General features: G+C 32.6%; 8 protein-coding genes. 5 read left to right on the forward strand and 3 right to left on the reverse strand.

The window, feature by feature from the left end:
- Positions 1-110 precede the first annotated feature (110 nt).
- From gap to V6624_RS21010, 3 genes are all read right to left on the reverse strand, one after another.
- On the reverse strand, positions 111-1,115 hold the full coding sequence (gene gap / locus V6624_RS21000) for a type I glyceraldehyde-3-phosphate dehydrogenase (protein ID WP_026730156.1): 1,005 nt from the start codon (positions 1,113-1,115) through the stop codon (positions 111-113).
- A gap of 95 nt (positions 1,116-1,210) precedes the next feature.
- On the reverse strand, positions 1,211-2,197 hold the full coding sequence (pfkA, locus tag V6624_RS21005) for a 6-phosphofructokinase (RefSeq protein ID WP_111285266.1): 987 nt from the start codon (positions 2,195-2,197) through the stop codon (positions 1,211-1,213).
- Positions 2,198-2,506: 309 nt separating this feature from the next.
- A complete protein-coding gene (locus V6624_RS21010) occupies positions 2,507-7,033 on the reverse strand; it encodes a translocation/assembly module TamB domain-containing protein (protein ID WP_338841922.1) in 4,527 nt (1,508 codons plus the stop codon).
- A gap of 207 nt (positions 7,034-7,240) precedes the next feature.
- Between V6624_RS21010 and tsaD the strand changes: the two genes are divergently transcribed.
- The 5 genes from tsaD (at position 7,241) to V6624_RS21035 (ending at position 11,714) form a co-directional block, all read left to right on the forward strand.
- On the forward strand, positions 7,241-8,263 hold the full coding sequence (tsaD, locus tag V6624_RS21015) for a tRNA (adenosine(37)-N6)-threonylcarbamoyltransferase complex transferase subunit TsaD (protein WP_111285270.1): 1,023 nt from the start codon (positions 7,241-7,243) through the stop codon (positions 8,261-8,263).
- Positions 8,264-8,266: 3 nt separating this feature from the next.
- Positions 8,267-8,971: a 16S rRNA (uracil(1498)-N(3))-methyltransferase gene (locus V6624_RS21020; RefSeq protein ID WP_338840057.1), complete on the forward strand. Its 705-nt coding sequence runs from the start codon at positions 8,267-8,269 to the stop codon at positions 8,969-8,971.
- 185 nt (positions 8,972-9,156) lie between these two features.
- Complete coding sequence (locus tag V6624_RS21025) at positions 9,157-9,795, forward strand: DUF4159 domain-containing protein (RefSeq protein WP_111285274.1); 639 nt, start codon at positions 9,157-9,159, stop codon at positions 9,793-9,795.
- Between the two features lie 177 nt (positions 9,796-9,972).
- Complete coding sequence (locus V6624_RS21030) at positions 9,973-10,470, forward strand: TrmH family RNA methyltransferase (protein ID WP_338840058.1); 498 nt, start codon at positions 9,973-9,975, stop codon at positions 10,468-10,470.
- A gap of 284 nt (positions 10,471-10,754) precedes the next feature.
- On the forward strand, positions 10,755-11,714 hold the full coding sequence (locus V6624_RS21035) for a zinc metalloprotease (protein ID WP_111285278.1): 960 nt from the start codon (positions 10,755-10,757) through the stop codon (positions 11,712-11,714).
- Positions 11,715-11,730 lie beyond the last annotated feature (16 nt).

The following is an 11,730-nucleotide window of genomic DNA, read 5'->3' on the forward strand; positions in this document are numbered from 1 at the left end:
GTCTCTCTATTTTTAATTTAAAAGTGTATTTTTTACATTAATTATAGAGCTAACAAAATAAGAAAATCCCGTTATTTTAAAGTAACGGGATTTTGCAAAAATATATATTATTATTTTAAACCTGCAATATGTACAGATAAATCAATTAATTTGCTTGAGTATCCGTACTCATTGTCATACCAAGAAACTAATTTGAAGAAAGTTGAATTTAAACCGATTCCCGCAGTAGCATCAACGATAGAAGTTCTTTTATCTGAGATAAAGTCTTGAGAAACAACTGCATCTTCAGTATATCCTAAGATACCTTTTAATTCGTTTTCTGAAGCTTTTTTCAAAACAGCCATAATTTCCTCGTAAGAAGTTTCTTTAGCTAGTTTCACAGTTAAATCTACTGTTGAAACGTCAGCAGTAGGAACACGGAAAGCCATACCTGTTAATTTTCCATTCAAAGATGGGATAACTTTTCCAACCGCTTTAGCAGCTCCTGTTGAAGAAGGAATGATGTTGATAGCAGCTGCACGTCCACCTCTCCAGTCTTTTCTAGAAGGTCCGTCAGCAGTCATTTGAGTTGAAGTAGTTGCGTGAACTGTAGTCATTAAACCTTCAACAATTCCGAAGTTATCGTTGATTACTTTAGCTAAAGGAGCTAAACAGTTTGTAGTACAAGAAGCGTTAGAAACAACTAAATCAGAAGCTTTTGCAGTTTCGTGGTTAACTCCCATTACAAACATTGGAGCATCAGCAGAAGGAGCAGAAATAATTACTTTCTTAGCACCACCTTTTAAGTGCTCACTTGCTGTTTCGATAGTTGTGAAGATACCAGTACATTCTGCAACAACATCTACATCAACTTCGTTCCATTTTAAATCAGCTGGATTTCTTTCAGCAGTGATACGGATATTTCTTCCGTTTACATAAAGTTTTCCTTCTTTAACTTCTACAGTTCCGTTGAAACGACCGTGAACTGAATCATATTTTAATAAATAAGCTAAGTGGTCTACATCTAACAAGTCATTGATTGCAACAACTTCTACATTATCTCTATTGAAAGATTCTCTGAAAACGATTCTTCCAATACGTCCAAATCCGTTTATTCCTAATTTTACTTTTGACATTTTACTAAATTTTTTGCTTTTGTTTTTATTACACTAATTCAAAGTCTAATTTCCTCACAATAAACTTCTCTTCTTTTTTAAACTTTTTATATTGATTATGTCGACATAATGTCTGACACTCTTAATAACTCTCTATCAATTTCTGATTTACCTTTGATTGCTTGTTCAAGCGGAGTTAAAATCACTTTATCTTCACGAAGACCTACCATATAGTTTGATTTTCCTTCCAATAAAGATTCTACAGCTTTTACTCCTAAACGGCTTGCCAAAACACGGTCAAAGCAAGATGGAGAACCTCCACGCTGCATGTGTCCTAATACAGAAACACGCACATCGTATTCAGGTAAATTAGCTTCAACATAATCTTTTAATTCGAATACGTTTTTACCAATTTTATCTCCTTCAGCAATTACAACAATACTTGATGATTTTCCTGAAGCTTTACTTTTTTGAAGTGAATCTAATAAACGATCTAAACCTAGATCTTCTTCAGGAATAAGAATTTCTTCTGCTCCTGCACCAATACCAGCGTTAAGAGCAATATGACCAGCATCTCTACCCATAACCTCTACAAAGAAAAGACGGTTATGTGAACTTGCTGTATCTCTAATTTTATCTATACAGTCAACAACAGTATTTAAAGCAGTATCATACCCTAAAGTAAAACTTGTGCCATAAATATCATTATCAATTGTACCTGGAATTCCCATTACAGGAAAATCAAATTCTGAATTAAAAATTAATCCTCCAGTAAAACTTCCATCACCTCCAATAACAACCAAAGCATCAACACCAGCCTTAACAAGGTTTTCGTGTGCCTTTTTTCTACCTTCAGGGGTTCTAAACTCAACTGAACGAGCTGATTTTAAGATCGTTCCACCTTTGTTTACAATATTATTTACGCTACGAGGCCCCATTTCTTTGAAGTCTCCTTCAATCATTCCTTGATACCCTCTATAAATTCCGATGCATTCTATATTATGATATGCGCAAGTTCGAACAACCGATCGTATCGCTGCATTCATTCCAGGTGAATCTCCTCCTGAGGTAAGAACACCTACTTTTTTTATTGTTTTTGGCATTATTTAAGTATTAAAGTGTAAAATTAGCAAACATTCAGCACTTTTCAGGTTATGATTATTATAAATTAATAAAATATGTTAAATTCAAACGTTTTCGTTAATAAGTTTTTTCTAGGAAAAAATTTCATTAAAAATAATAAAACGCTATTTTTTTAATTAAATCGTCAAAATTAACAATACCCTGATGAAGTGTTATAAAAATCGGAATTTCCCGCTCACTTGGAAAATTTTATTAGAGGGCCTAAATTTAGCACAAAAAAAACCATTATAAGAATAATGGTTTTATAAATGTCTTTTTTTAACAAAGTGTTAATAATCGCTATCTGGAATTAATCCCTGATTATTCGTTGGCTCTTGATGTTGCTGCTTTTTCTTCTTTTCTTCTTCTTTTTTCTTTTTCTCTTCCTCTTCTTTTGCCTTCTTTTTGTTTTTCTCCGAATCTTTTTTACTCGTGAAATTCACATAATCAGGATTTAAGTAAGAATCTTGTAATTCATCAGAAGAAGAACCTTTTACCGCTTTTTCGATTTTATGGTCTTTAAAAAGCTTATTTACCAATTCGCTGAAAGTATCAAAATCTACTTCATACGAAATACCAACTCCTTGAGTATATCCAATTCCCTGCCCCACATAATTAATATCATTTTCTTTATTAAACAAGCGAAGATTCATTGTACCATCTTCATTTACTCTATATAAGACTTCGATATCTCCAACAATTGCAGATTCGTTTACTCCACCAACAGGAACTCCCAATTTACCATTGATTGTAATTCTTTCATTTACCTGCGAAGATATATTGGCCACAAACTGACCATCAACCTCCTGCCCTGTTCTTCTATCTGCAGCAATATAATTCAAGTCTATATTTACTTTATCATTATCCGACTTGATAATTCCTCCCAACAAACTTGAAGCAGTTTCTGTTAGTGTTCCAGAAAAATCTCCTTGGCTAAATCCGTCCGTACTCATGAAAGAACCGGTCGATAATAAATATAGCGCCTGTGTCTGACGAATATCTTTATCGTCTAATTTATATTGTATCTCCGATTTTAAAACATTACTTACCGAAGGGAACTGAATATCAAAATTTGGTTCTGGACTTGCTAAATCTCCTCTCAACCCAATAACAACTTCTACAGGAACTTTTTTATTGAATGAAGAAGTATTATCTAAAAGAACCGCCGGATTGGCTTGGGTTTTATAAACAGCTTCTAAATTTAACTGAGCACGCATTGGGTTTCCTTCCCAAATAATAGAACCTCCCTTTTTAACAGCAAACTTTTTATCGATAAGTCCGCCGTATTTAAAATTATACGTTCCTTCGTATGCCTGGAAATCTCCCCACATATTAAATTTACCTAAAGTATTGATTTTAAATAAAAGCGATCCATACCCTTTCCCTTTCATACCGTGACCCGAATTTCGATCCAGAATAACTTCTACTTCGGCATCTGGCGTAATATCAAAATCAAATTCCAGCTCAAGTCCATTATAATCCCTTGTTTTTTCAACAATTCCGTTGGCAAGATTGAACTTTTCTTTTGGTGTCACAAAATGAATCCAACTGCTTTCTCCAACACTTTGCACATTATTAATAGGTATCTTTACTTCTGTGCCTTTTTCAGACTTAGCATCTACCTTAATAAATAAACTTTCAACAGGGCCTTTTATACTAGCAGAACCATTTATAAATGCTGTACCAAAATAGGCAGCATCCTCACTGTCTTTTGTATCAAGAGCGACTAACCTTTTAGAAGTTATATTTAAATCTAATTTCCAATCGCCAAAATTATTGTGCTCAATTGTACCATTCAGCAAACCTTTTGTTCCGTATTTAGTGTCTGTTAACTGATTATTTCTAAACAAGAACTTTTCATTAGTTAAATCAATTACCGTTCGATCACTTAATTCATAATCTGTATTTAGATACGGAATTGTCATCCCTGCTTTTTCTACATACAAACGTCCGTTAATTTCTGGCTTTTTCAAATTCCCGATAACAGCAGCGTTTCCAGAAACAGAACCCCGAACATTAGACAAAACATCTCCGCCAATAGTTCCTAAAGTTGCTAGATTGAACCCTTCCAATTTCAGATTCATATCCATAATTGTTTCTTTATTCTCTACCGCAAAAGTTCCGTTTGCTCTAAACGATTCTGTAAAACCATTTTGAATCGATGAATTAACCGTGAATTTCCTAAAACTTTCATCTCCAGAAATATCAAAATTAAGCGTTCCTAATTCTGTTTTATTCAAAACAAGGTGATCAATTTTTATGGCTGCCGTAGGCTGATAAACATTTTTATTCTGTTTATAATTGACGTTTCCGTTCAAATTACCATTAAAGACAAATTTGGAATTTAAAGGCGTAATTTTATTGATATCAACATCTTCAAAATTCAGCACCAGATCTTTATAATCTGTTCCTTTAATAACTCCATTTAAATCCATTTTCTGATTTTCGTGTGATAAAACGATATTATCAAACGTGAAATTCTTAAAATATTGATCAATTAAGATTTGATTATCATCATCACTTTTTTCATTTAAGTACCAGATGTAATCTTTAAATTTCATTTCGGATTTCTTGATTCCGACAATATTATTTTTATTCTTGTCTATTGTATGATACAAATCCAGATTGAAATAATCTTCTCCTGCATTTCCTCCTTTAAACTCTGAACGAACAAACAGAGTATCTTTTGCCGTAACATTAATTAAATTAAAATCGCGAATCTTATAATAAGGTGTTTTAATACTGTCTAATTCGACATACGCATTATAAAGCGGGTTTTTATTATCAATATTAATTCGGATGTTATCAAACGTATTTTTGTCTGCTGTAATCTGTTTCGATCTGAAACGGAATTTAAATTCCTCTAAATCCGAATCAATTTTTCCTCTTACTACTGTAGATGAATCAATTTTTATATCAGGATAAAGCATTTCCACCACTTTATCATAAACTCGGAAATTGAAACGCAAAAATTGTCCTTTTCTAACTTTATAAGGTTTGTAATTGGTGTACAAACTACCAACGGAATTCATCACCAATTTATCTAATTGATCAAATCTAAACTTTCCAACAATTTTTCCGTCTACAACATCATTTGAACTAATTGTAATCGTTCTCAAACGATCTGCGTCAAAACTTGAATTTAAAGTTACTTGATCAAAAACATAAGTCGATTTCGGGTTTTGATATTCTGCATCTTTTATAAAGATATTTCCCTGAAGGTTTTCAATAGAATTTCCAGTTAACTGAACAACAACATCTCCTTTAAAATTAGAAATAGAATCGCTTACGAATTTAAGTTTTCGCAAATCTGAATTCTCAACATTGATATGAAAATCATAACGATTCTCCCTTTTGCTTAAATCCAACAATCCATCAAAACTTAAATTTAAGTTTGGATCATTAATCGCAATTTGACCTTTATAATAAGGAAGCTTAAAATTTCCGTTTACTACTATATTATTATAGGTGTATTTATTGTAATCCAATTTCGCAATATCTCCTTTAATAACAGTATTTAAATATTTTTCGGTAAAACCAACTCCATCAACATCAAGATTTAAAGTAGTTTTGCCAATATCTTTTCTGTTTAAAGCAGCGCCAACATCAAAATTATTTAAAATGATATTTCCAGAATAAGAAGCTTTATCGATAAAATCCATATTATTCATATGAAGATCGACTTGTCCATTTCCAAGATCAGTTGCCATCTTGAAATCGGTTTCTAAGTCTGTTGTAGAAACTTTTGCTTTTCCAACAATATTAAACTTCCCGATTCTCTTCATTTCTTTCGGAAGTCTTTTACCTAAAACCTCTGGAAGTAAAATCACTAAATCATCATAACTAGAAAGCAGTTTATCAAACTTTCCATCCATAGAAAACTTCTGAGTTTTGCTTCCCAAAAGATTTCTAAAATTGATTGTTCCGTTAATCTTTGATCCATTTGTATCGCTTAATCTCAATCTTGTAAGCGTCATGTTATTCAACGGACCGTCTAATTTTGTCTTTAATTTAAAATGCTGATTTTTACCTAAACCATCATAAAAATGGCGAATATCGTTTGTTGCAATAGAAGAAGAATCTATCAAAACGTCAAATCGAACTTTATCTGTAAAATCAAGAAAGTCTGACGGTTTATAATTTAAAATTGCTACACCATAAATTGATGATCTTTTGGTTTTAATAGCCAGATTTTCAACTTTGATCTGTTTTTTGGTATAACTGAATTTCCCTGCAAAATTAGAAACATATAATCCTCGGTGATCCATAAACGAAAACCTATGAATGTTTGTATTTACATCTGGCCCATACAATTTAAACTCGCTGATATATGCGTTTAATTTCGTGAAATCAAGAAATTTTGGAGTAGTTTTATTTTCATCAACAACAGAAAATCTTCCTTTTTCGATATACGCATTTTTAGCCGTCAGTAAAAAGTGTTTAGTTGACTTTTTCTTAGGCGTATTTTCAACTTCAAAAGCTTTAATAAACTTATTGATGTTATTTTCATTTTCACCTTTATAGGTTTTTAGATTGAAAATCAAACCCGTAAGACGCAAATCTCCAAAAATCAAATCTCCGTCTAACAATCTGCTGAAACTTGCAATATCAGTAGTAATAATATCCGAATAAATCATCATTTTTTTATGATGATCTAAAATTGTCACGTTCTTCAATTTTACTCCACCAAAAATATTGATTGCCGTTTTTTCAACGTTAATATTAACCTTATAATCTTCGTTCAAAGAATTAGTAACATAATTGGCAATCTGTGTCTGAACGACAGGTAGAGATAGTATGATAGCCAATGCTAACAAAAGTAAAATCAACCCAATTAGGGTTCGTGATATTATTTTCTTTACTTTTTTGATAGCTTCTTTAATTTTAGTTTTTCTTTTAATTTATTTTGAACAGACAAAGAGCGACTGTTTTTGATAAAAATTCTTTAATTTTGGGGCACTGCTTAAATCAAAGAAATTTAATAATTTGATTTGTCAAATATAATTCAAAATTTGTGCCTTTATATGCAAAATCCAGAGGTTTTTATTCTAGCCATCGAAAGTTCATGCGATGATACTGCTGCCGCGGTTTTACATAACGACAAAGTATTGTCAAATGTTGTAGCCAATCAATTAATTCACAATCAATACGGAGGTGTTGTTCCTGAATTGGCTTCCCGAGCGCATCAGCAGAATATTGTCCCTGTGATAGATGCTGCACTTCGTAAAGCAAATGTACAAAAAGAACAGTTAAGCGCAATCGCATTTACGCAAGGTCCAGGCTTAATGGGCTCTTTATTGGTAGGAACTTCTTTCAGTAAATCATTATCATTAGCCTTAAATGTCCCGTTAATTGCTGTAAATCACATGCATGCTCATATATTGGCTCATTTTATTGATGAAGAAGGCTACGACAAACCAGAATTCCCTTTTTTAGCTTTAACTATAAGCGGTGGACACACGCAAATTGTAAAAGTGAATAGTTTTTTTGATATGGAAATTATCGGAGAAACTACTGATGATGCTGTAGGTGAAGCATTTGACAAAAGCGCCAAAATTCTTGGGCTTCCTTATCCAGGCGGACCATTAATTGATAAATATGCAAAAGAAGGAAATCCGAAAGCATTTCCTTTTACCAAACCAAAAGTTCCGGGATTAGATTTTAGTTTCTCTGGATTGAAAACTGCTATTTTATATTTCATCCAAAAAAACAAACAGGCAAATCCAAATTTTATTGAAGAGAACCTGAATGATATTTGCGCTTCTATTCAGCACACTATTATCGAAATTTTGATGGATAAAATTAAACTGGCCGTAAAAGAAACTGGAATTACGCAAATCGCAATTGGCGGCGGAGTTTCAGCCAATTCAGGAATTAGAAATACACTGAAAGAAACAGAAAGCAAATACGGCTGGAAAACTTTCATTCCGAAATTTGAATATACAACAGACAATGCTGCAATGATTGGAATTGTAGGTTATCAAAAATACTTATCTAATCGTTTTGAAACTTCAGCTGTGGTTTCTAAAGCAAGAATTGAATTTTAAATCATGCAGTTATTTTTTAATCTGAATATAGACGAAACAACCGAAAGTTTTTCTTTTGATAAAGAAGAAAGCCGTCATATTATAAAAGTTCTTCGAAAGAAAGATTCAGATATTTTACATGTTACCAATGGTTTTGGATTATTGTTTGAAACTCAGATAACTCTTGCTTCAGATAATAAATGTACCGTTGAAGTCCTTTCGATAACAAATGCAGAAAAACCTAAATTTCACCTGCATTTGGCAGTTGCTCCAACTAAAATGAATGATCGTTTTGAATGGTTTCTAGAAAAAGCTACCGAAATTGGTATTCAAGAAATTACACCTATTTTCTGCGATCGTTCTGAGCGAAAAGTAATTAATCGAGATCGTTTCGAAAAAATCATTCTTTCGGCAATGAAACAATGCAACGAAACGTTTCTTCCGAAATTAAATGATGCTATTTCGTTTAAAGAATTCATTAAACAAAAGCAAAATGGTTTACAACTAATTGCACATTGCGAAGAAACCGATAAAAAATCGCTGAAAGAGGTTTTAAAACCAAACGAAGACGTTACAATCTTAATTGGACCCGAAGGTGATTTTTCTGAAAAGGAAATTGCTTTGGCATTAGAAAACAATTACAAGCCTGTAACTTTAGGAAATACACGTTTAAGAACAGAAACAGCAGCTGTTGTGGCTTGTCATAGCGTTGTGTTTTTTAATGAATAAACAAATCAAAGACAATTAAATTTATCATTTCAAGAATATAAATCAACTCAATATTGTCATTTCGACGAAGGAGAAATCTCCGCGAGAAGCTCCGCAACGAAAAACAAAACTTTATAGAGTTACTTGTGGAGATTTCTCCTTCGTCGAAATGACAAAAATGCGAAAACAAGATATTTAAAACTTACATGAAAAAAATATTCTATCTATTATTACTAATTTCTATCTCTTCTTTTTCACAAGAAATTGCTTTGCTTAAATACAGCGGAGGTGGTGACTGGTACGCAAATCCAACTTCTTTACCAAATTTGATTAATTTTTGCAATGCCAATATTTACACTCGAATTAAAAACAAACCTTCGACCGTAGAACCAAGTAATCCCGATTTGTTTTCGTATCCTTTTGTACACATGACGGGTCACGGAAATGTTGTTTTTAGTGACGCAGATGTAACAAATTTGAGAAATTATTTAACTGCTGGCGGTTTTCTTCACATTGATGACAACTACGGAATGGATCAATTTATTAGAAAAGAAATCAAAAAAATATTTCCAAATAATAATCTAGTTGAGCTTCCTGCAAATCATCCCATTTTTCAGAAACCTTTTCCTTTTCCAAACGGATTACCGAAAATTCACGAACACGACGGAACTCGTCCTCAAGCTTTTGGTATTTTTATAGACAATAAACTGGTTTTGCTTTATACTTACGAATGTGATTTAGGAGACGGCTGGGAAGATCCCGAAGTTCATAATGATCCTGCAAACGTAAGAGACAAAGCCTTGAAAATGGGCGCCAACATCATCAATTATATTTTTACTAATTAGTGACTAGTCAAAAGTGAATAGTAACTAGTAATTCATCAAATTAAAAAAGAAAAATTATTTAGATTCTGAGTCACCACTATTTACTAATTACTTTTCACTATTCACTTTTTACTATTCACTTTTTACTAATCACTATTCACTAATCACTATTTACAATTCACTTTTCACTAACAAAAAATGCAGCTGACTCACGAAGAAAATCAATTTGAAAGAAAAACATTTCCCATTACTTTAGTATGCGATCATATTTACTTTCAGCAGAATATTGGTTCTTTATTTAGAATTTCTGAAGCTTTCGGAGTCGAAAATATTATCTTTTTCGGAAAAGATATTCCGCTTACACCTCGTAAAATAAATAAAACTTCACGAAGCACACATCTTCATGTAGCACATTCTGTTATTGAAGATTTTACTGAACTTCAATCTTTTCTATTGGATAATGATTTTGAAATTATCGCTCTGGAAATCACTTCTAATAGCAAACCTTTAAAAGAAGTTACTATTCCTAAAAATAAAAAAATAGCGCTTTTAATTGGCAGCGAAATCAACGGAATATCTGAAGAACTTCTAAAACTTTCTCACCAAACCGTACACATCAATATGTTTGGCAAAAACAGCAGTATGAATGTGGTTCAAGCTGCGAGTATTGCACTTTATGAGATTACTTCGTTGTAAAAAAATCTTTTTAAGAAGATAATTTTCGATTTCGCATCAATTTGATTTGTTTAAATTATCGTTAAAATACAGATAATCACGACAAAATGCATTAAAAAAATAATTAAGAAAGAAAAAACCTATTAATATTTTTTATGTATTTTTTGTAGGAATCAGTGTTTGTAAGGGTTTGTAAAATTTCTGACAAAATAATCTTTGTAATATTTTTCTACAATAATTTTTTGTTATAAAATTGCTGCAATGTTTAACTAATCAACATTTTTATAACAAAAACCCAAATTATTATGAAAAAAGTTATTATTACCGCATTTACGGCATTAGTGTTATTTGCTTGCCAAAATGAACAATCTGAATCTGCTAATGCAGATGCAACTGTTGCTTCTCGAAGAGGATGTGCAACACAAGAAGTTCTTGAGGCGCAATTAAAAGCTGATCCAACATTGGCAATTAAAATGAATGAAATCGAAGCATTCACAGCAAAACACGCAGGTTCAAATTTTACAGGACGTTTGGTTAATGGCAAAATCGAAATCCCTGTAGTAGTGAACGTATTGTACAGAACAACAGCGCAAAACATTTCGGATGCGCAAATTCAATCACAAATCGATGTTTTAAACAAAGATTTTAATGCTTTAAACTCTGACTATAATAATGTACCAGCATTATTCTCAGGAGTTAAAGCAAACATCGGAATTACATTTGTTTTAGATCAGATTATTAGAAAATCTACAACTAAAACTTCTTGGGGAACAAATGACGCGATGAAAAAAACTGCTCAAGGCGGAATCGCTCCTACTTCTCCAACAACTAAATTAAACATTTGGTCTTGCAACATTGGAGGCGGAATTTTAGGTTATGCGCAATTTCCTGGAGGTGCTTCTTCAACTGATGGAGTTGTTATCGACTCACGTTACTTCGGATTGTCTGGAACTGCAAATGCTCCATTCAACTTAGGAAGAACGGCAACTCACGAAGTTGGACACTGGATGAATTTACGTCACATTTGGGGAGATGCAACTTGCGGAAGCGATCTTGTTGCAGATACTCCTACTCACAACACAGCAAACTACGGAGTTCCTGCTTACCCTCACTACAGTACTTGTTCAGGTACACCAGTAGAGATGACAATGAACTACATGGATTATGTTGATGATGCAGCGATGTATATGTTCTCTACAGGGCAAAAAAGCAGAATATCAGCTATTTTTACAACTGGAGGAGCAAGAGCTTCTTTTGCACAATAGTTGAATCAAAAATGAT

Source organism: Flavobacterium ginsenosidimutans, assembly GCF_037478105.1.
GTDB classification, from domain to species: domain Bacteria; phylum Bacteroidota; class Bacteroidia; order Flavobacteriales; family Flavobacteriaceae; genus Flavobacterium; species Flavobacterium ginsenosidimutans.

Excerpts from the sequence above, each read along its gene's own strand:
- V6624_RS21025 (WP_111285274.1), top strand. The coding sequence starts at position 9,157 with ATGAAAAAAATATTCTATCTATTATTACTAATTTCTATCTCTTCTTTT.
- V6624_RS21030 (WP_338840058.1), top strand. The coding sequence starts at position 9,973 with ATGCAGCTGACTCACGAAGAAAATCAATTTGAAAGAAAAACATTTCCC.
- tsaD (WP_111285270.1), top strand. The coding sequence starts at position 7,241 with ATGCAAAATCCAGAGGTTTTTATTCTAGCCATCGAAAGTTCATGCGAT.
- V6624_RS21035 (WP_111285278.1), top strand. The coding sequence starts at position 10,755 with ATGAAAAAAGTTATTATTACCGCATTTACGGCATTAGTGTTATTTGCT.
- V6624_RS21020 (WP_338840057.1), top strand. The coding sequence starts at position 8,267 with ATGCAGTTATTTTTTAATCTGAATATAGACGAAACAACCGAAAGTTTT.
- gap (WP_026730156.1), bottom strand. The coding sequence starts at position 1,115 with ATGTCAAAAGTAAAATTAGGAATAAACGGATTTGGACGTATTGGAAGA.
- pfkA (WP_111285266.1), bottom strand. The coding sequence starts at position 2,197 with ATGCCAAAAACAATAAAAAAAGTAGGTGTTCTTACCTCAGGAGGAGAT.